17 protein-coding genes are annotated in these 21,036 nt (G+C 63.0%); all 17 read left to right on the top strand.

Annotated elements, in window-relative coordinates:
• Positions 1 to 31 precede the first annotated feature (31 nt).
• Positions 32 to 1,288, top strand: a complete 1,257-nt coding sequence (gene odhB / locus P9875_RS22090; protein ID WP_099400300.1) for a 2-oxoglutarate dehydrogenase complex dihydrolipoyllysine-residue succinyltransferase — start codon at positions 32 to 34, stop codon at positions 1,286 to 1,288.
• 94 nt (positions 1,289 to 1,382) lie between these two features.
• Positions 1,383 to 1,754: a PspC domain-containing protein gene (locus P9875_RS22085; protein ID WP_035820750.1), complete on the top strand. Its 372-nt coding sequence runs from the start codon at positions 1,383 to 1,385 to the stop codon at positions 1,752 to 1,754.
• On the top strand, positions 1,744 to 3,174 hold the full coding sequence (gene lpdA, locus P9875_RS22080; RefSeq protein ID WP_035820749.1) for a dihydrolipoyl dehydrogenase: 1,431 nt from the start codon (positions 1,744 to 1,746) through the stop codon (positions 3,172 to 3,174). The genes P9875_RS22085 and lpdA overlap by 11 nt, the downstream gene beginning before the upstream one ends.
• A gap of 70 nt (positions 3,175 to 3,244) precedes the next feature.
• Complete coding sequence (gene zapE, locus P9875_RS22075) at positions 3,245 to 4,342, top strand: cell division protein ZapE (protein WP_099667077.1); 1,098 nt, start codon at positions 3,245 to 3,247, stop codon at positions 4,340 to 4,342.
• 16 nt (positions 4,343 to 4,358) lie between these two features.
• Positions 4,359 to 5,084 carry a hypothetical protein gene (locus P9875_RS22070; RefSeq protein WP_035820743.1) on the top strand — a complete coding sequence of 242 codons (726 nt, stop codon included), beginning with the start codon at positions 4,359 to 4,361 and terminating at the stop codon, positions 5,082 to 5,084.
• A gap of 138 nt (positions 5,085 to 5,222) precedes the next feature.
• Positions 5,223 to 5,423, top strand: coding sequence for a YdcH family protein (locus P9875_RS22065; RefSeq protein ID WP_034752051.1), 201 nt, complete (start codon positions 5,223 to 5,225; stop codon positions 5,421 to 5,423).
• A gap of 43 nt (positions 5,424 to 5,466) precedes the next feature.
• The gene (locus P9875_RS22060; RefSeq protein ID WP_423221796.1) at positions 5,467 to 7,521 is read left to right on the top strand and encodes an ATP-dependent DNA helicase; all 2,055 of its coding nucleotides are present in this window, start codon (positions 5,467 to 5,469) and stop codon (positions 7,519 to 7,521) included.
• 270 nt (positions 7,522 to 7,791) lie between these two features.
• Positions 7,792 to 8,397, top strand: coding sequence for a toll/interleukin-1 receptor domain-containing protein (locus tag P9875_RS22055; protein ID WP_035820738.1), 606 nt, complete (start codon positions 7,792 to 7,794; stop codon positions 8,395 to 8,397).
• 19 nt (positions 8,398 to 8,416) lie between these two features.
• Entirely contained in the window at positions 8,417 to 10,870 is a 2,454-nt protein-coding gene (locus P9875_RS22050) for a tetratricopeptide repeat protein (RefSeq protein ID WP_219307241.1), read from the top strand.
• A 94-nt stretch (positions 10,871 to 10,964) separates the two neighbouring features.
• The gene (gene surE / locus P9875_RS22045) at positions 10,965 to 11,702 is read left to right on the top strand and encodes a 5'/3'-nucleotidase SurE (RefSeq protein ID WP_034789072.1); all 738 of its coding nucleotides are present in this window, start codon (positions 10,965 to 10,967) and stop codon (positions 11,700 to 11,702) included.
• Positions 11,703 to 11,711: 9 nt separating this feature from the next.
• The gene (locus P9875_RS22040; protein WP_099380782.1) at positions 11,712 to 12,602 is read left to right on the top strand and encodes a protein-L-isoaspartate(D-aspartate) O-methyltransferase; all 891 of its coding nucleotides are present in this window, start codon (positions 11,712 to 11,714) and stop codon (positions 12,600 to 12,602) included.
• A gap of 42 nt (positions 12,603 to 12,644) precedes the next feature.
• A complete protein-coding gene (locus tag P9875_RS22035) occupies positions 12,645 to 13,562 on the top strand; it encodes a peptidoglycan DD-metalloendopeptidase family protein (protein WP_219308565.1) in 918 nt (305 codons plus the stop codon).
• An 8-nt stretch (positions 13,563 to 13,570) separates the two neighbouring features.
• The gene (gene rpoS / locus P9875_RS22030; protein ID WP_278316600.1) at positions 13,571 to 14,602 is read left to right on the top strand and encodes an RNA polymerase sigma factor RpoS; all 1,032 of its coding nucleotides are present in this window, start codon (positions 13,571 to 13,573) and stop codon (positions 14,600 to 14,602) included.
• A gap of 132 nt (positions 14,603 to 14,734) precedes the next feature.
• Entirely contained in the window at positions 14,735 to 16,075 is a 1,341-nt protein-coding gene (rlmD, locus tag P9875_RS22025; RefSeq protein WP_278316599.1) for a 23S rRNA (uracil(1939)-C(5))-methyltransferase RlmD, read from the top strand.
• Between the two features lie 481 nt (positions 16,076 to 16,556).
• The gene (locus tag P9875_RS22020; protein WP_278316598.1) at positions 16,557 to 18,512 is read left to right on the top strand and encodes a glycosyl hydrolase family 18 protein; all 1,956 of its coding nucleotides are present in this window, start codon (positions 16,557 to 16,559) and stop codon (positions 18,510 to 18,512) included.
• A 77-nt stretch (positions 18,513 to 18,589) separates the two neighbouring features.
• Positions 18,590 to 19,624 (top strand): cupin-like domain-containing protein, encoded by a 1,035-nt coding sequence (locus P9875_RS22015; protein ID WP_278316597.1) that lies wholly within the window; start codon positions 18,590 to 18,592, stop codon positions 19,622 to 19,624.
• A gap of 243 nt (positions 19,625 to 19,867) precedes the next feature.
• Positions 19,868 to 21,028 carry a cyclopropane fatty acyl phospholipid synthase gene (gene cfa, locus P9875_RS22010; protein ID WP_423221859.1) on the top strand — a complete coding sequence of 387 codons (1,161 nt, stop codon included), beginning with the start codon at positions 19,868 to 19,870 and terminating at the stop codon, positions 21,026 to 21,028.
• Positions 21,029 to 21,036 lie beyond the last annotated feature (8 nt).

Here is a 21,036-nt window from a genome sequence, read left to right as displayed (position 1 = left end):
CGCCGCAATAACAAAATAAACGGAGTTTTACATGGCACAAATCGAAGTCAAAGTTCCCCAGTTGTCGGAATCGGTTGCAGAAGCGACCTTGCTGGCATGGCACAAGAAAGTCGGCGAAGCAGTTGCGCGCGACGAAAACATGATCGATATCGAAACCGACAAAGTCGTGCTGGAACTGCCGGCGCCTGCCGCTGGCGTGATCGTGCAAATCATCAAGGCTGACGGCGCCACCGTCGTTGCCGGCGAAGTCATCGCCATCATCGACACCGACGGCTCGGCCAAGGTCAGCCCGATGGAAGTGTCGGCCGTGCCTGCACCAGCCCTGGCTGCCGCTGCGCAAGACGCATCGACCGCTTCGGCGCCAGCCGCCGCGACCAAAGGTGATGTCGCCATGCCTGCCGCTGCCAAGATCCTGTCCGAAAAAGGCCTGTCCGCTGGCGACGTTGCCGGTTCGGGCAAAGACGGCCGCGTGACCAAGGGCGACGCCCTGGCCGCTTCCGCCAAGCCAGCTGTCGCGCCACTGGCGCCAGCCGCTGCCAAGCCAGCGCTGCAACAAGTTGCCACGCCGTCGGCCGCCAGCCTGGGCGACCGCCCTGAAGAGCGCGTGCCGATGAGCCGCCTGCGCGCACGTATCGCCGAGCGCCTGCTGCAATCGCAATCGACGAACGCCATCCTGACCACGTTCAATGAAGTGAACATGCAGCCGGTCATCGACCTGCGCAACAAGTACAAGGACAAGTTCGAGAAAGAGCACGGCGTCAAGCTGGGCTTCATGTCCTTCTTCGTCAAGGCCGCCGTCGCCGCCCTGAAAAAGTACCCGATCATCAATGCCTCCGTTGACGGCAACGACATCGTTTACCACGGCTACTTCGACATCGGTATCGCTGTCGGTTCGCCACGCGGCCTGGTCGTGCCTATCATCCGCAACGCGGACCAGCTGTCGATCGCCGACATCGAGAAAAAAATCGGTGAATTCGGCGCCAAAGCCAAGGAAGGCAAGCTGACCCTGGACGACCTGACGGGCGGCACGTTCTCGATCTCGAACGGCGGCACCTTCGGCTCCATGCTGTCGACCCCGATCATCAACCCGCCACAATCGGCCATCCTGGGCGTGCATGCGACCAAAGACCGCGCTGTTGTCGAAAACGGCCAGATCGTGGTGCGTCCGATGAACTACCTGGCCATGTCCTACGACCACCGCATCATCGACGGCCGCGAAGCCGTCCTGGGCCTGGTGGCGATGAAAGAAGCGCTGGAAGATCCTGCACGCCTGTTGCTGGACCTGTAAGCACCGTAGTCCCCCGGCGTCGCCGCCGGGGCAATGTAGCTGATACCCCTTGCCAGAAGACGCAGCTGGCTGATCTCAATGAAAGAGGATTCCCATGAACGTCTCTGAAGAAATCAAGCGTCTGCACGAGTTGCACCTGGCGGGCGCCCTGAGCGACGCGGAATTCGCGCAAGCGAAAGCCAAGCTCCTGAGCAATATCAACCTGGACAAATCTGAGAGTCCCTCCGACTCCGGCCCGTCGAACGACCTGGTGCAGGAATTCAACCGCCTGCGCCGATCGCGCAACGACCGCTGGCTTGGCGGCGTCTGCGGCGGCCTAGGACGCGCTTCCGGCATGGAAGCGTGGATCTGGCGCCTCGTCTTCGTCCTGTTTACATTGACCTTCGGCTTCGGCGTGGTGATTTACCTTCTATTGTGGATTTTCGTACCAGACGAAGAGATTGGAATAACAAAACATGAGTACTAAACAATTTGACGTAGTTGTCATCGGTGCGGGCCCTGGCGGCTACATCGCCGCCATCCGCGCAGCGCAGCTGGGCTTTTCCGTCGCTTGCGTCGACGAATGGTCGAACGCCAAGGGCGGCGCCGCGCCTGGCGGTACCTGCACCAACGTCGGCTGCATCCCGTCGAAAGCGCTGCTGCAATCGTCCGAGCATTTCGAACACGCGGGCCACAGCTTCGCCGAGCACGGTATCGACGTCGCCGGCCTGAAGCTGAACCTGGGCCAGATGCTCAAGCGCAAAGACACCGTCGTCAAGCAAAACAACGACGGCATCCTGTACCTGTTCAAGAAGAACAAGATCGCCTTCTTCCACGGCCGCGCCGCTTTTGCCGCCGCCGCCGCTGGCGCGTATGAGATCAGCGTGACGGGTGAAGCCAACGAAACCCTGAGCGCCAAGCACGTGGTCATCGCCACGGGTTCGAACGCACGCGAACTGCCGGGCGCACCATTCGACGAGAAACTGATCCTGTCGAACACGGGCGCACTGGCCATCGACGCCGTACCAGCCAAGCTGGGCGTCATCGGTGCCGGCGTGATCGGCCTGGAAATGGGCAGCGTCTGGCGCCGCCTCGGTTCCGACGTCACCGTGCTCGAAGGCCTGCCGGTCTTCCTGGGCGCTGTCGACGAGCAGATCGCCAAGGAAGCGTCGAAGCTGTTCACCAAGCAAGGCTTGAAGATCAACCTCGGTTGCAAGATCGGCGCGATCACGCCAGGCAAGAAAGACGTCACCGTGGAATTCGTTGACGCCAAGGGCGAAGCGCAAAAAGCCGTGTTCGACAAGCTGATCATCTCGATCGGCCGCACGCCGAACACGAACGGCCTGGGCGCCGATAAAGTCGGCCTGCAGCTGGACGAACGCGGCTTCATCGCCGTCGACGGCGACTGCAAGACCAACCTGCCGAACGTGTGGGCGGTGGGCGACGTCGTGCGCGGCCCGATGCTGGCGCACAAGGCCGAAGAAGAAGGCGTTGCCGTGGCCGAGCGTATCGCCGGCCAGCATGGCCACACCAACTTCAACACGATTCCTTGGGTGATCTATACTTCGCCGGAAATCGCGTGGGTCGGCAAGACCGAGCAAACCCTGAAGGCCGAAGGCATCGCCTACAAGGCCGGCACCTTCCCGTTCATGGCCAACGGCCGTGCGCGCGCGCTGGGCGACACTTCGGGCATGGTGAAATTCCTGGCCGATGCGACCACCGATGAAATCCTCGGCGTGCACATCGTCGGCCCGATGGCCTCCGAACTGATTTCCGAAGCCGTCGTGGCGATGGAATTCAAGGCCTCGGCCGAAGACATCGCGCGCATCTGCCACGCTCACCCATCCCTGTCGGAAGCGACCAAGGAAGCGGCACTGGCGGTTGACAAGCGCACGTTGAACTTTTAATTGTAGTTAGTCCAGCAGGGGCGCTCGCGGATTTTTTCCGCCGGCGCCCTTGTGCGTTAAAGCGAATCCCATGAACGTAGAAGAGTTTTACCAGCACGCGTTGCAGAAGCGTGATTTCAAGGCCGATGCCGCCCAGCGGCGCGCGGTCGACCGCCTGCAGCTGTGCTATGACGAGTGGGTGGCCTACAAGGGCCAGCGCTCGAGCACCTTCAAGCGCCTGCTGAACCGTCCCGCCGTGCCGAAAGGCGTGTACATGTGGGGTGGGGTGGGGCGCGGCAAATCGTTCCTGATGGACAGTTTTTACTCGGTCGTGCCTCTGGTGCGCAAGACGCGATTGCACTTCCACGAGTTCATGCGCGGCGTGCACCAGCAGCTCGATGAATTGAAAGGCGTGGCCGACCCGCTCGACGAGGTCGCCAAGCGCATCGCCAAGAAATACCGCCTGATCTGTTTCGATGAATTCCACGTCTCGGACATCGCCGATGCGATGATCCTGTACAACCTGCTGTCGGCCCTGTTCGCCAACGGCGTGTCCTTCATCATGACCTCGAATTACGATCCGGACTTGCTGTATCCGGACGGCCTGCACCGCGACCGCATGCTGCCGACCATCGCGCTACTCAAGGACAAGCTCGACGTGATGAACGTCGATGCTGGCGTCGATTACCGCGGCCGCGCGCTGGAACAGGTGGAAAGTTATTACACGCCGCTGGGCGCGGAGACCGACAAGGCCCTGCGCGACGCCTACACGCGCATCGCCGAAACGGCCGACGAAGATGCGCGCATCCGCATCGAGAGCCGCGAAATCCATTGCCTGCGCCGCGCCGGCGGCATCATCTGGTTCGACTTCGCCACCCTGTGCGGCGGTCCCCGCTCGCAAAATGATTACTTGGAAATCGCCAGCCGCTTCCATACGGTGATATTGTCCGGCATACCGGCCATGTCGGCGGCGCAGTCGTCCGAGGCGCGCCGCTTCACCTGGCTGATCGACGTGTTTTACGACCAGAAGGTCAAGCTGATCATGTCGGCCGAAGTGGCGCCTGATGAGCTGTACACGAACGGCATGCTGGCCAACGAGTTTCACCGCACCGTTTCGCGTATCATCGAGATGCAATCGCGCGAATACATGGAAAAAGAACAGCGCGGCGCGGCCGACGCGATCGTTTGAGGCAGGGATAAGGAACATGATGGCAAATACACTATACAAGCTGGGTGCGGCGCTGGGCCTGGTCCTGGCGTTGTCCGCCTGCGCGCACCAGGGCGCTCCGGCATTGGATGAGGTCGGCGCGCCGCAGGTGCCCGCCACCTTGTCGGTGGACGAGGCGGACGCCAAGCTGAAGCAGGTCGCCAGCGAGCGCGCGGCGGCGGAAAACGAGTTTGCCGTGCGCGAACTGGAGTGCTACGACAAGTTTTTCGTCAATAACTGCCTGGACACGGCCAAGGAAAAGCGCCGTTTGATCCTCGTGCGCCTGCGCGCCGTCGAAGCGGAAGCGAATTACTTCAAGCGCGCCGAATCCGTGCGCCTGCGCGATATCGATTTGGCCCGCACGCAGGAAAGCGCGCGCCTCGATGCCGAGCAGCGCGCCGCGGCCGTGCCCAAGCCCGTGAAAGTGGTCACGCCCGAGCCGGCGCCGCCCAAGCCGCAAGGCAAGAGCGTTGCCGAGCGCGAAGCCGAGCATGCGGCGAAGGTGGCGAAACAGGCCGCCGCCGACGCTGCCGATGCGCCGCACCGCGCGGCCCGTGAAGCGCAATATGCGAAAAAACAGGCTGACGCCGTGGCGCGCCAGAAGCGGGTGGCGCAACGCCTGGCCGAGCGCCAGGCCGAAGCGCAGGCCAAGGCTGCCAAGGCGGCCGCCGCTGCCAGCACGCCGGCCGTTGCTGCGCCTGTGCCTGTGCCGCCGGCCAAATAAGCCTTCCCGCGCAGGGGCACGCCGGAAATGGCGTGCCCTAAGGCGCGCGGCAGGTTAAACTACGCACGATGGCTGCCTGCGTACGCTGCGCGCGCCGGTTTCCCAACACTGTCACCAACACTGCCTGGAACGCAACACATGAGCGATGCACAGCAAATAGAGCGGCGCCTGATTGAACTCAACGTGGAACACCGCGACCTCGATGCCGTCATCGAGTTGCTGATACTCGATGGCCACCATGACGAGTTGCAGCTGCGCCGCCTGAAAAAGCGCAAATTGCAATTGAAGGATCACATCACCTTGCTGAAAATGCAGTTGGTGCCCGACGTTCCCGCCTGAGGGGCGCCAGTAGCGTCCAGTCCAGCCTTCACCTAAGTATATTTTGACCGATCACAATTTATTGCCAGTAAACCCAGATGGCCAGCCTGCTGCCTTGCCAGCCGATGTGCCAGCCGAACCGCAGGCGGCGCCCGGCAAGCACGATGCCGACATCGAGCGCCTGTTTGGCGCCGGTGGCCCGCTCGGTCCGGCCGTGGGCAGCTACAAGCCGCGCCGTTCGCAAACGGAAATGGCGAAAGCCATCGCCAGCGCCATCGACAGCCAGACGACCCTGATCGCCGAGGCGGGCACGGGCACCGGTAAAACCTTCGCCTACCTGGTGCCGGCCCTGATGTGGGGCGGCAAGACTATTGTTTCCACCGGGACGAAGAACTTGCAGGATCAATTGTTCCTGCGCGACATTCCCACCGTGCGCGCCGCGCTGCAGGCGCCCGTTTCCGTTGCCCTGCTGAAAGGCCGCTCGAACTACGTCTGTCACTATCACCTGGAACGCACGCTGCAAAACGGCCGCATGACGTCGCGCGACGACGTGGGCCATCTGCGTGAAATCTCGCGTTTCATCAAGATGACCAGCTCCGGCGACAAGGCCGAGCTGGCCAAGGTGCCGGAAAACGCCATGATCTGGAACCTGGTGACGTCCACGCGCGACACCTGCATGGGCGCCGAATGCCAGTATTACCAGGATTGTTTTGTGATGAAGGCCCGCAAGGAAGCCCAGCAGGCCGACGTGGTGGTGGTCAACCATCACTTGTTCTTTGCCGACGTGGCCCTGAAAGACACGGGCGTGGCGGAATTGCTGCCCTCGGCCAACACCATCATCTTCGATGAGGCGCACCAGTTGCCCGATACGGCCACCTTGTTCTTTGGTAACACGGTGTCGACCTCGCAAATCCTGGAACTGTGCCGCGACGTGCTGGCCGAGGGCCTCGCGCACGCGCGCGGCATCGACTGGGCCAAGACCGTGACCGTGGTGGAAAAGGCGGCGCGCGACCTGCGCCTGACCTTCCCGCAGGATATCGTGCGCCTGTCGCTGCCGCAAATCGCGCTGTCGAGCGACTTCTTCCCCGCGCTCGACACCCTCAAGGATGAGCTTGACGGCATGGTGGCCGTGCTGGAAACCCAGGCGGAACGGGCGGAAACCTTGGAGCAGTGCAGGGTGCGCGGTGTCGAACTGGCGCAGCAGCTGAGCGGCTGGAAGTTCGATCCGAAGGCCAAAGTGACGGCTGGCGAGGAAGCCGTGTTCTGGGTGGAAGCGTTTTCCAGCTCCCTGCAATTGCATAAAACGCCATTGTCGATCGCGCCGATCTTCAACAACCAGCGCGAAGGCACGCCGCGCAGCTGGATTTTCACCTCCGCCACCCTGGCCGTGAAAAACGATTTCAAGCATTTTTCGGAACAGATGGGCTTGACGGGCGAACCGTCGCATACGTGGCCAAGCCCGTTCGACTATGGCCAGCAAGGCTTGCTGTTCGTGCCGCAAAACCTGCCGCAACCGAACTCGCTGGGCTACACGGACGCCGTCATCGACTGCGCCCTGCCCATCATCGAGGCGGCCGGCGGTCGCACCTTCTTCCTGTGCACCACCTTGCGCGCCGTCAAACGCGCGGCCGAGCGCCTGGCCGACGAATTCAAGCAACGCGGCCTGAACTTCCCCCTGTTCGTGCAGGGAGAAAAGGGCCGCACGGAATTGCTGGATCAGTTCCGCGCGGCCGGCAATGGCGTGCTGATCGGTAGCCAGAGCTTCTGGGAAGGCGTCGACGTGCGCGGCGATGCGCTGTCGCTCGTCATCATCGACAAGCTGCCGTTCGCGCCGCCCGACGATCCCGTGCTGGCCGCGCGCATCGAAGTGATGGAAAAGCAGGGCAAGAACGGTTTCATGCACCATTCGCTGCCGGAAGCCATCATCAACCTGAAGCAGGGCGCGGGCAGGCTGATCCGCGACGAGGGCGACCGGGGCGTATTGATGATCTGCGATCCGCGCCTGATCTCCAAGCCGTACGGCAAGCGCATCTGGCAAAGCCTGCCGCCGTTCAAGCGCACGCGCGACACCGCCGAAGTGGTGGAGTTCTTCCGCAACCTGCCCGCCAAGGGCGCTTAAGTCCCGCTTGCCGGCGCCCTCCGCGCGTCGGCATATTTCCCTTTGTTATCAAGCGAGTAGCGTTTTTTGCACGGCGCGGCCTTGCGCGCCTGGCATGCCAGAAATCGGCGTGATCGCGCCAGTTTCTGGCTTTCTTGCGAATGTCCAGGACGCCAGACACATCTTTGCGCCAGCGCAAACAGGCCGTTGCTCAGCGGTCTACAGTGACTTCATGCCTTGTGGGATCAAGGCGCGGCGATGGCAGGGCCGCACGGGGAACAGGGGGATGCCATGGAGATCCGCTACGGCTGTTTCTTGAGCTACGCGCACGGCCAATATGCGTTCATGAACAAGTTCAAGAATGACCTCATCGAGGCGCTGGCTTGCTATCTGGAGCCGCACCTGGACCGCGAGGAAGTCCTGTTCATCGACAGCGAACAACTGGGCGGCGGCGACGATATCGACCTGCGCGTGGCGCGCGCCATGTGCCAGAGTGTCTGCATGATCGTGCTGTACACGCCCAAATATGAAGCGCACGGCTACACGCGGCGCGAATTTGCCGCCATGCAGCTGATCGAGCAGGAGCGGCGCGCCTGGTACGACTTGCCCAGCCATCTGATCATTCCCATCATCATGACGCGCCATCCGGACGGCTTGCCGCCGCAAATCACGGAATCGGGGCTGTACGTCGATTTTTCCGGCTACACCCTGGCCAGCGGCGACCTGAAGTCGAACCCGCAATACCTGCCCGACATCGAACGCATCGTGCAGCGCATTGCCACGCATTACCACTTGCTCAAGCGGTCAACACCGCCCGGCCACGATTGCAGCCGTTTCGTGTTGCCCGCTATTCCACCGGAATGGCGCGCCATTCCGCCTCCTCATTTTCCGCGTTAATCACGTAAAAGGTCCTGTCATGGAATGCCAACGCCTCTCCCTGCCGCCTTTGAGCGCCCCTGGCGAAGTCGTCACCTTCTATTCCTACAAGGGCGGTACCGGCCGCACCATGGCCCTGTCGAACATCGCCGTCCTGCTGGCGCGCCGTGAAAACGCCAGCGTGCCCGTGCTGATGCTGGACTGGGACATGGAAGCGCCGGGCCTGCACCATTATTTCGAACAGCATGAGGAGCGACCGGGCGTGCTGGAATTCTTTGAAGCGTGCCGCCAGCAGCTCGAGCGCCTCAGCCTGGAGACGGGTGGCAAGCGCGGCTCGAGCGCCGACGATGTCGCCCTGGCCCAGCGCGTGCTCGACGCCATCGACTGGCAGCAATACGTGGTGCGCGTCGACCAGGGCAGTCCGCTGTACCTGATGCGCGCGGGGCGCTTCGACGCCAGCTACAGCGAGCGCCTGGCGCAGATGCGCTGGGATCAGCTGTTCGACAGCTGCCCGGCCCTGTTTCGCTGCTTCGCCGATACCCTGGCCCAGCATTTCCGCTATGTGCTCGTCGATTCGCGCACGGGCCGCACGGACAGCGCCGGCATCTGCACCACCTTGCTGCCAAAAAAACTGGTGGTGGTCTTCACGCCGAACCGGCAAAGCCTGGAAGGCGTCGATGCGCTCGTCACGCGGGCCATCGAGTACCGCCGCAGCCATGAGGACGAACAGCGTCCGCTGCTCGTCTACCCCTTGCCCTCGCGCATAGAAATGGGCGACGGGGCGCAGCGCGCCGAGTGGCGCCGCGGCGACGCGCACAAGGGTATCGCCGGCTTCCAGCCCATGTTCGAGCGCCTGCTGCGCAGTTCCTACGGCTTGCCGCAGATCGCCCTCGACAGCTATTTCGACGAAGTCCAGCTGCAGCAGACGAAAACCTTTGCGTATGGCGAGCAATTGGCCGTGCGCATCGACCAGGGCGGCGACCGCTTTTCCCTCACGCGCACCTTCGAAGCCTTTTTGCAGTGGCTGACGGGCGGCTACTTTCCCTGGCAATCGAGCCGTGAAATCGCCTTGCTGGGGGCCATCAGCGAGGCGCGCCAGGCCTTGCAGGCTGAGCCTGGCCGCGCCGTGGCCCTGCCGCTGGCGCGCGACCTGGCCCGCCTGGGTGAGCTGTACCGCAAGGATGGGCGCAGCGCGCTGGCGCTCGACGCCTTCCGCCAGAGCGTCGAGATCCGCGTGCGCCTGCTGGGTGAGGAGCATCCCGACAGCCTGGCGTGCAAGAGCGGCATGGCGCGCCTGCTGCGCCAGTTGGGCAAGCTCGAGGAAGCCCGCTTCCTGGAAGAGGACGTGCTCGACGTGCGTGAGCGTGTGCTGGGCAGCGAGCATCCCGACACCCTGGCCGCCCGCGCCTGCCTGGCGAAAACCCTGTTGCTACAGGGGGAGCTGGCGGCGGCCCTGTTGCTGCAGGATGCGGTGCTGGCAAGCTATGCGCGCCAGCTGGGCGGCGAGCATCCGCTGACCCTGGAGGCGATGGATGGCCGCGCCGCCACCTTGCTGCGCATGGGCCGGCTGGCGCAGGCGCAGCAAGTGCTGGCCACAGTGGTGGCGGCGCGCGAGCGCCTGTTCGGCGCCGAGCATGGCGATACCTTGCGCAGCAAGCTGGCCCTGGCGCAGGCGCTGGGGCGCGAAGGCGACCTGGAAGGCGCGCGGCGCCTGTTCGTCGCCGTGCTGCAGGCGCAGGAGCGGCGCCTGGGCAGCGACCATGCTGCCACCCTGGCCACGCGCGACTTGCTGGCCGACATCGTGGCCGGGCAGGGCGACTGGGCCGGCGCGCGCCAGTTGCATGAAGACCAGGTGGCGGCGCGCGAGCGCACGCATGGGCTCGATCATCCGGAAACCCTGATGAGCCAGCGCAAGCTGGCCGAGGCGCTGTTGCGGCGCGGTGAACTCGATGCGGCGCGCAGCGTGCAGGAGCAGGTGCTGGAAGTGCATGCGCGCCTGCTGGGCGAAGACCACCTCGATACCTTGCACAGCAAGACGCAATTGGCCGGCACCTTGCAGCAGCAGGGCGACAGCGAGGCGGCGCGCCTGCTGGAAGACGCCGTGCTCAGCGGCAGTGACCGGCTGTTGAACGCCCCCGTCACGGGGCATGCGGACAGCGTGCTGGACGGTGCGCGGCATTTGCAGGAAACCATCCTGGCCGGCCGCGCCAACGGGCACGAAGGGGCCGAGCCGGACACCCTGACCAGCATGATCTCGATGTTGCAAGGCATGATAGAACGGGAACAGTATGCGCAGGCGGGCGAATTGGCCGAACATTTGAAGTCCTGCCTGCTGCGTCCGGGCGTGCCGGGCAAGCTGCGCCGGCGCGGCATGGCGCAGCTGAAAAGAATGTACAAGCTGCAAGGCGACCTGAATGCCTTGCTGGCCTTGCAGGAAGATGAAGTGCAGGCGCTGGAGGGAGCCTTGTCGGAAGCGCGCATCGAGCAGCGCTGATGCCGCGCGCCATGTCCACGCGGCGGCACAAATAATGCGGTCTATCGGCGTGCGGCATGCGCAGTGTTGGCATTGCTTCGGGTAAAATCCCGTTATGAGAATTCTTATCAGTAACGACGACGGTTACCTGGCGCCTGGCCTGGCGGCCCTGGCCGACGCGCTCGCCCCCATTGCCGACATCGTCGTGGTGGCGCCCGACAGCAACCGTTCGGGCGCGTCCAATTCGCTGTCCCTGGACCGGCCCTTGTCCGTGCACAAGGCTGCCAACGGCTTTTATTTTGTCAACGGCACGCCCACCGATTGCGTGCACGTGGCGCTGACGGGCATGCTCATCGAGCGCCCCGACCTGGTGGTGTCCGGCATCAACAACGGCCCCAACATGGGCGACGACACGCTGTATTCGGGCACCGTCGCGGCCGCCACGGAAGGCTATCTGTTCGGCATTCCCGCCATCGCCTTTTCCCAGTCGCAGTTTGGCTGGGCCAACCTGGACGCGGCCGCCCGCGTGGCCAGGGAAATCGTCGAGCGCCAGTTTGACGCCTTGCAGAAACCCTATCTGCTGAACGTGAACATTCCCGCCATTCCTTACGAGCAAATGCAGGGCGTGGTGGCCACGCGCCTGGGCAAGCGTCATTCGGCCGAGCCCGTGATCCGCGCGCTCGATCCGCGTGGCCGTGAAATCTTCTGGATCGGCCCGGCCGGCGCGGCCAAGGAAGGCGGTCCGGGCACGGACTTCCATGCTGTTGAACATGGACAAGTATCGATCACGCCGCTGCAGATCGACCTGACCCATACCACCCAACTCGATGCACTGGCGAAAGGCCTGGCATGACCGCTCACTATGACTGACAAGCCGCGCACCTTCCCCCTGACCCTTGATTCGCTGGCCGGCAAGCCCGCCAGGCCGGGCGGGGGGCAGTCGCTGGCCCAGTCCCGGATCGCCACGCCGCAGACGGCCACGCAGAATGCGGCGCAAAACGCGGCGCGCGGCGTGGCGCAGCCGTATGGCGCGCATGCGGCCATTGCGCCGTCGCGCGCGCAAGCCATCGCCAATGAGCGGGCGCAGCCGGCCGTGGTGTCGCCGCCACGGCAAAATCCGCTCGTCTCGGAGGCCGTGCGCCGCGCCATGGTGGCCCGCGTGGCGAAGCAGGGCGTCAAGGACCAGGTGGTGCTCGACGCCATGCAAGCCGTGCCGCGCCACATGTTCATGGACGAGGCGCTGGCGTCGCAGGCGTATATCGACGCCTCGCTCCCCATCGGTCACCACCAGACCATCTCGCAGCCGTACATCGTGGCGCGCATGATCGAAGTGATGCGCCAGGGTGGCAGCCTGCAGCGCGTGCTGGAAATCGGCACGGGCTGCGGCTACCAGGCGGCGGTGCTGTCGCTGGTGGCGAAAGAGGTGTATTCCATCGAGCGCATCCGGCCTCTGCACGAGCTGGCGAAGGCCAATCTGCGCCCGTTGCGCGTGTCGAATCTGCGCTTGCAGTACGGAGATGGTATGCTTGGCCTGCCGCAGGCGGCGCCCTTCGACGGGATCATCCTTGCCGCAGCCGGCCTGGAAGTCCCGCAAGCCCTGCTGGAACAGCTGGCGCCCGGCGGGCGTCTGGTTGCGCCGGTGGGGGCTAAATTGCAACACTTACAACTCATTACCCGGGTGGGGAAAATGGAATGGACCAGCCAGACCCTGGAAGACTGCCATTTCGTGCCTTTGCGCCCGGGCACCATATGATCCCCGGATCAGCTAGCAAGCAGGACATACAATTACATGCGAATGATTAAGAAAAGTAACATACTTCTATGTAGCATCACCTTGGCCGCGCTGTTGAGCGGTTGCGGCACGACCGGCGTCCAGGCACCCGTCGTGGAGCGCCACCCATCGAGCAGCAGCGCCGCCGCCAGCGATCCGCGCGACCGCGACCCGGCCTATTACACGGTCAAGCGCGGCGACACCCTGCTGCGCATCGCCCTCGAGCACGGCCAGAATTACCGCGACCTGGTGGTCTGGAATGACTTGAGCAACCCGAATGACATCAAGGTCGACCAGGTGCTGCGCGTGCTGCCGCCGACTGGCGACACGGGCGGCGCACAAACGTCGGCCATCGTCATGCCGCCGGTGACGGAAGTCAAGCCGGCCGCGCCTGTCGTGCCGAAGAAATCGGGTCCGCGCGGCGAGAAGCGCGCGTATTCCGACGCCACCCTGGCCGAGCTGCGCGCCGATGGCGGCAACGGCGACGCCAAGCCTGCGCCAGCGCCGGCAGCAACTGTTGCTGCCGCACCGGCCGCCGCCGCGGCAGCCCCTGCGGCCTCGGCGCCTGGCGACGAGAAGATCAGCTGGATGTGGCCTTCCGAAGGCAAGGTCATCGGCACTTTCGACGAAGGCAAGAACAAGGGCGTCGATATCGCCGGCAAGGCGGGCCAGCAAGTGGTGGCTGCCGGCGCGGGAAAAGTCATGTATGCCGGGAGCGGAATCCGTGGTTATGGTAATCTTGTCATCGTGAAGCACAGTAATAGTTTATTGTCGGCCTATGCGCATAACCGCAGCATCCTGGTGAAGGAAGGGCAGAACGTCAACAAAGGCCAGGCCATCGCCGAAATGGGTGATTCCGATGCCGACCGCGTGAAGCTGCACTTTGAAATCCGCCAGCAGGGCAAGCCTGTCGACCCTTCGAAATTCCTGCCTAACCGTTAGGTAAAGCAATGACACACGCGCCGCACGACCAGCTGGACGATGACCCGGAACTGCCGGAAGACGGGGCAGACGAAGTCGTGACGGACGATGCAGGCGAACTCGACGGCATTGACGCCGTCGACGCGGGCGAGGGCGGCGAGGTGGCCAGCGTCAGCGTGCTGGTCGAAAGTGTCGATGAACTGAAAAAAGTGCTGGCGGCAGAGCTGTCGACCGATACCACGCAGCACTATCTGAACCAGATTGGCACGCGGCCCCTGCTGACGGCGCCGCAAGAGGTGCATTACGCCACCCTGGCCAAGCAGGGCAATTTTGAAGCCCGGCAAACCATGATCGAGCACAATCTGCGCCTCGTCGTGTCGATCGCAAAGCATTACATCAACCGCGGCGTGGTCTTGCTCGACATGATCGAGGAGGGCAATATCGGCCTGATGCGCGCCATCGACAAGTTCGAGCCCGAACGCGGTTTCCGCTTTTCCACCTACGCCACCTGGTGGATACGCCAGAGCATCGAGCGGGCCATCATGAATCAGGCCCGCACGGTGCGCCTGCCCGTGCACATGGTGCGCGAACTGAACCAGATTTTGCGCGGCAAATACCACCTGGAAGCCCAGCACCACGACGGCAAGGATGCCACCGCGGAAGATATCGCCCACCTGGTGGGCCGTCCCGTGGAAGAGGTGCAGGATATCCTGGCCCTGTCCGAGCACGCCACCTCGCTCGACGCGCCGCTCGACAACGACCCGCAATCGTCCCTGATGGACATGCTGCCCGGCGCCAGCGAGGACGGCCCGGACGCGCGCGCGGAACACCATGAAATGACGGTGCTGGTGCGCGACTGGCTGACCAAGCTGCCCGACAAGCAGCGCGTCGTCATCATGCGCCGATTCGGCCTCGACAATGACGACCCGGCCACCCTGGAAACCCTGGCCGAGGAAATGGGCGTGACGCGAGAGAGAGTTCGCCAGATCCAGCAGGAAGCCTTGATTAAACTGAAGCGGGCCATGGCGGCGCGTGGCGTCGTGCGCGACTCATTATTGTAGGACGCCCGGTCCCGGTATTTCCGGGGCCGCATCTGCTATCATACGCCCCGCTCGCGGCGCCTGACCTTTCCCCCATTCTTTCAAGTTCCAGCGCGGCCCTGCGTCCTGGCCCACTCTTACCTATTGATCGCTATGCAAGAAAATATCATCGAAATCAAATCGCTCGACATGGACGCCCGCGGCGTTGGCCATATTGAAAACGAAGACGGTTCGCCGGGCAAGGTCGTGTTTGTCGAAGGCGCATTGCCGGGCGAGCGCGTCAGCTTTGTGACGTTCAAGAAAAAGAAGAACTGGGAAATGGCCCGCATGACGGCGCTGCACCGCGAATCGTCCATGCGCGTGACGCCCAAGTGCAAGCATTTCGACAATTGCGGCGGCTGCTCGATGCAGCACCTGGAACCGTCGGCGCAGGTGGCGATCAAGCAGCGCGTGCTGGAAGATAACTTGTGGCATATCGGCAAAGTGCGTCCGCAAAGCATCATGCGCCCCATGTATGGACCGACGTGGGGCTACCGCTACCGCGCGCGCCTGTCCGTGCGCCACGTCAAGAAGAAAGACGCCGTGCTGGTGGGCTTCCATGAAAAGAAATCGGCTTTCGTTGCCGACATGGATAGCTGCGAAATCCTGCCGCCGCACATCTCCGCCATGCTGCTGCCGCTGCGTGGCTTGATCGCTTCGCTGTCGATTTTCGACCAGATGCCGCAGATCGAGCTGGCCGTGGGCGAAGACGTCACCGCCATGGTCTTGCGCATCATGGCGCCGTTGACGGCGGACGATGAAAAGAAATTGAAGGCCTTTGCCGACGAATACGGCGTGCAATGGTGGTTGCAGGTCAAGGGGCCGGAAACGGCCGTGCCGTTCTATCCGCTCGACAAGCAATTGCACTACCTGCTGCCGGAATTCGGCGTCAAGATGCCGTTCAAGCCCGTCGATTTTACGCAGGTGAACCACCACATCAACCGCGTGCTGGTATCAAAAGCCCTGCGTTTGCTGGAAGTGCAGCCGACGGACCGCGTGGCCGACCTGTTCTGCGGCCTGGGCAATTTCACCTTGCCGCTGGCCACACAGGGCAGCGAAGTGGTCGGTATCGAAGGCAGCACCACCCTGACGGAGCGGGCGCTGGAAAACGCCCTGGCCAATGGCCTGGCGGAAAAAACCTCGTTCTCGACGCGCAACCTGTTCGAAGTGACGACGGACGACCTGATCGCGCTGGGCAAGTTTGACCGCATCCTCGTCGACCCGCCGCGCGATGGCGCCATGGCCCTGTGCCAGGCGCTGGTCGGCCTGTCGCAAGTGCGTCCGGACCTGCTGCCGAAGCGTATCGTGTACGTCTCTTGCAGCCCGTCGACGCTGGCGCGCGACGCCGGCATCCTGGCGCTGGAAGCAGGCTATGTGCTGAGCAAGGCGGGCGTGGTGAACATGTTCCCGCACACCTCGCACGTGGAGTCAATGGCCGTGTTTGATCTGGTCTGAGGGCACACCTGAGAAAACGTCCATAGCTGCGTTGCCTTGCCTAGCCGTACTATTCGTACTGTCTTCGGCAAGGCGCCTTGCTCTGAACGTTTTTCAGGCGCGCCGAGGCTACTCAGGGCGCTTGGACAGCTTTAGCCTCTTCGCCTGACTACACCCCAATACCACTTACAGCGTGTTATAAAACTGGTCTGTCTTTTCCCGCTCCAGCGTCTTTTTCCATTCTCCCTCTGCCGTTTTTTCATTGTCCAGTAGGACAACACGCCGTTTGCACCTTCCGCTACGCTTTCTGCACGAAGTGGTATTGCCCACTTTGAGGCCACTTCAAAACCACTTGACCGCCTATTTTTTCAGCAGCATGCTGTTCTTGCAACTGCAAAAAACAAAATCACAGGTAGCTTTTTATTGAAGCAGAGTGGTATTTCCGCAAACCTGAACAGGAGACAACGTGGAAAATTTAATACTCAAAAAAACGATCAGGAACATGATGGTATGTCTGGCCAGTGGTGGTGTGCTGGCGGCATGCGGCGGCGGTGACGCCGGCGCGCCGGCTGGCTCGCAATTGCTGGCGGCCAGCACGGTCGTCGCCTGCGTGCCTTGGCAAGAGGGCGGCACGTATAACGCGGGCACGGTGGTCACTTACCTGGGCGCCAACTACACGGCCCTGGTGACGCAGACGGATCACGTGGGTTCCGGTTGGAATCCCGTTTCCACGCCGAGCCTGTGGAGCGCGGGCGGCGCCTGCGATGGCGGCACCACGCCAACGCCCACCCCGACGCCAACTCCGACACCAACCCCGACGCCTACTCCTGCGCCAACACCGAATCCGACGCCTACCCCAACGCCCACGCCAACCGGCGGCACCTGCGCACTGGCGTGGGTGGCCGGCACGGCTTACAGCGCGGGCGCCACCGTCAGCTATGCGGGCACGAATTACCGCGCCAACTACTGGACGCAGGGCGACAACCCGTCGACCAGCAGCGGCGCCGCCGGCACGGGCAAGCCATGGACCAGCCAGGAGATCTGCAGCACCACGCCGACTCCAACCCCGACGCCAACGCCGACGCCGACCCCAACGCCGACTCCGACTCCGACTCCGACTCCGACACCAACGCCAACGCCAACGCCAACTCCAACGCCAACGCCGACGCCGACGCCAACCCCAACCCCAACGGGCCGCGAAGTCGGTTCCTACTTCGCGCAGTGGGGCGTGTATGGCCGCGACTATGAAGTGGCGAACGTGCACACGAGCGGCGTGGCCGACAAGCTCACCTTCATCAACTACGCTTTCGGCAATATCTATCCGAAAAATGGCGGCTATGAATGCGCCATGATCACCAAGACGGAGCCGGGCGCGACGAATCCGAATTCGCCGGACGCGGGCACGGGTGGCGATGCCGAGGCCGATTACATCCGCACGCCGAAGCGTACCGTCGATGGCCAGGCCATCCCTTGGGATGCTCCGTTGTCGGGCAACTTCCTGCAGCTGAGAAAACTCAAGGCGGCGCACCCGAACCTGAAACTGTTCATCTCGCTGGGCGGCTGGAGCTGGTCGAAGAATTTCTCCGTCGGTTCCGCCACCGATGCGCTGCGCAAGCAGATGGTGCGTTCCTGCATCGACATCTACATCAAGGGCAACTTGCCGGTGCAGGGCGGTCGCGGCGGCGTGGGCGCGGCGGCGAACATCTTTGACGGCATCGACATCGACTGGGAATATCCGGTCGGCGGCGGCCAGCCGTACAACACGGTCAGCCCCAACGACAAGCGCAACTTCACCTTGCTGATGGCGGAATTTCGCAGCCAGCTCGATGCGCTGGGCGCAGCCAATGGCAAGCGCTACCTGTTGACGGCCGCTGTCGGTGCCGGCAAGGACAAGATCGACAACACGGAACCGGCCCTGTACTCGCAGTACATGGACTGGATTAATCTGATGACCTACGACTTCCACGGCGGCTGGGAAAACAGCACCAACTTCAACGCCCAGCTGTTTGCCGACCCTGCCGATCCGTCGACGGGCATGGCGCGCGAATACGTGGGCGACAAGGCGGTGCAGTACATGATTGCCGCCGGCGTGCCGCGCGACAAGCTGCTGCTGGGCATACCGTTCTATGGCCGCGGCTGGACGGGCGTGGCGCCGGGACCGAACGGCGATGGCCTGTACCAGGCAGCCACGGGTACGGCGCCCGGCACCTACGAGTCGGGCATCGAGGACTATAAAATCCTCGTCGCCAAGGCTGGCACGCGCTACTACCATCCCGTGACCAAGCAGCTGTACCTGTACACGGGGGCGGGCGGCCAGTGGTGGAGCTACGATGACCCGACCGTCATCGGCACCAAGGTGAAATATGTGAAGGACCAGGGCTTGCGCGGCGCGTTCTCGTGGGAACTCGATGGCGACGCGAATGGCGTGCTGGCGACCGAAGTGTGGAAAGTGCGGTAACACTGGAGTAGAGTAAGACGCGGCCGGGCGGCATTGCTGTCCGGCCGCTTGTTCACATAAAAAACAGGAGACGGGCGATGGCGGCGGTATCGACATTCGGAGTAAAACATCCGGAACAGGAGCTGAGCCGCGAATGGCGCAGCTGGATCGCGGAAAACCTCATGCTGGGCAGCCACCCGTCGGCGCTGATGCCGGTGCTGCAACAGGCCGGCATCGCGGAGCCGCTGGCGCGCCGCGAAATCGAACTGGCGCTGCAAAGCCCCTACCTGGCCGGTGCCGTGCGCCTGTCGAACCGCCTGGCCAAGCGCGACTGGGTGATCGACATCCAGCGCAAGCTGAACCAGCTGCGTTCACCCGAGATTCCCCGCCGCGACAAATTGACGGCGCAGGAATTCCTCGACGAGTACTACTCCACCAACCAGCCCGTCATCATCACGGGCATGATGGACGACTGGCCCGCCATCGAAAAATGGAGCCCGGCCTATTTCCGCGCGCATTACGCGCAGCGCGAAGTGGAAGTGCAGTTCGGCCGCGAAGCGGACGCCCAGTACGAAATGAACAGCGTGGCCCACAAGCGCAAGATGGCCTTTGGCGAGTACGCCAGCCTGGTCGAGGGCAGCGGCGCGACCAACGATTTCTACATGACGGCGAATAACAATTCGCAGAACCGGCAAGCCTTGCGCGAGCTGTGGGACGATATCGGCCAGCTGCCCGAATACCTGGAGCAGAGTGGCGGTCCCACGGGTTTTTTATGGTTTGGCCCGGCCGGCACCGTGACGCCGTTCCACCACGACCTGACGAACAACTTCATGGCGCAGGTCAAAGGGCGCAAGCGGCTGCGCATCATGGCCGCCTGCGAGGTGGCGCGCGTGTACAACCAGCGCCACTGTTTTACCCCCGTCGACGGGCGCGACATCGATGTGCGGCGCTATCCGCTGATGGCCGACGTGCAAGTGCGCGAATGCGTGCTGGCGCCGGGCGAGATCCTGTTCCTGCCCGTCGGCTGCTGGCATTTCGTCGAAGCGCTCGACGTCTCGATGACGGTGGCATTTACCAACTTCAAATGGGATAACGATTTTTACAGCAAGTATCCATCGAATCACGACTTTTGATTGTAGCGCTAACCCGCCCCGAACAGCCGCCGTACAGGCGGCTTTTTTCATGCTACGGCGCGCTTCTTGTATAAGATATTTCCATAAATTAATTGATTCAAATCATTTTGCAGCAATTATTTTGATATGAATGGCCACGATGTTTCATTATCCAGATGGCGATGGCGGGCGGATAATTTGATGGCTGGCGCGGCGCCAGCACCGACAACCATCTGGAGGCGGCAGGGCATGAACACGCAGCAAATGACACAGTTACAGCAAGCACCAGCAGCTAGTACGGAACTTCGGCTTGACACGCGGCTGACGCGCGAGGCGGCCGGATTGCTGGCCAGGGCCGGCATCCATTTGAATGGCCGCGCCGCCTGGGATATGCAGCTGCGCAAACGGGGTGTGCCCGAACGTGCCTTCGCCAGCGGCAACCTGGGCCTCGGTGAAGCCTACATGGACGGCGACTGGGATGCGCAGCAGCTCGACGAATTCTTTTGCCATCTGCTGCGCGCCAGGGTGGCCGACGACGTGCGCCCCATGCGCCTGGCCTTCCACACCCTGACCGCGCGTCTGTTCAACCTGCAGACGGAGCGGCGCGCCTGGATGGTGGGCAAGGAACACTACGACCTGGGCAACGCCTTCTATGCGGCCATGCTCGATCCGCGCATGACATATACCTGCGGCTACTGGAAGGATGCGGGCAACCTGGCCGAGGCGCAGGAAGCCAAGCTCGATCTGATCTGCCGCAAGCTCAGGCTGGAGCCGGGCATGCGCGTGCTCGACATCGGCTGCGGCTGGGGCAGCTTCATGCGCTATGCGGCGGAAAAATACCAGGTGCAGTGCGTGGGCGTGACGATTTCGCAAGAGCAGGCCGCCTATGCGCGCGGCATGCCGGGCGGCGAGCAGCTGGACTTCCGCCTGCAGGATTATCGCGACACCGATGAAAAATTCGACCGCATCGTCAGCATCGGCATGTTCGAGCATGTGGGGCACAAGAATCACCGCACCTTCATGGAAGTGGCGCACCGCTGCCTGGAAGATGACGGCCTGTTCCTGCTGCACACGATCGGCAAGAACAAGCGCCATTCCACGTGCGACCCGTGGATCGACAAATACATCTTCCCGAATGGCGACTTGCCGTCGATCGGCCAGATCGGCGACGCCATGGACGATCTGTTCGTCGCCGAAGACTTGCACAACTTCGGCGCCGACTACGACAAGACCCTGATGGCCTGGCATGCGAACTTTGAGCAGGCGTGGCCGCGTTTTGCTGGCCAGCTGGGCGAGCGCTTCCACCGCATGTGGTCATACTATCTGCTGTCCTGCGCCGGCGCTTTCCGCGCGCGCGACTTGCAGCTGTGGCAATGGGTCTTGTCGAAGCAGGGCGTGCTGGGCGGCTACGAGCGTGTCAGTTGAGATGCTCG

Origin of the sequence: Janthinobacterium rivuli (assembly GCF_029690045.1) — a bacterium.
Taxonomy (GTDB): domain Bacteria; phylum Pseudomonadota; class Gammaproteobacteria; order Burkholderiales; family Burkholderiaceae_D; genus Janthinobacterium; species Janthinobacterium rivuli.
The sequence above is the reverse complement of the archived record's forward strand: the minus strand, read 5'-3'. Positions and strand labels throughout refer to the sequence as shown.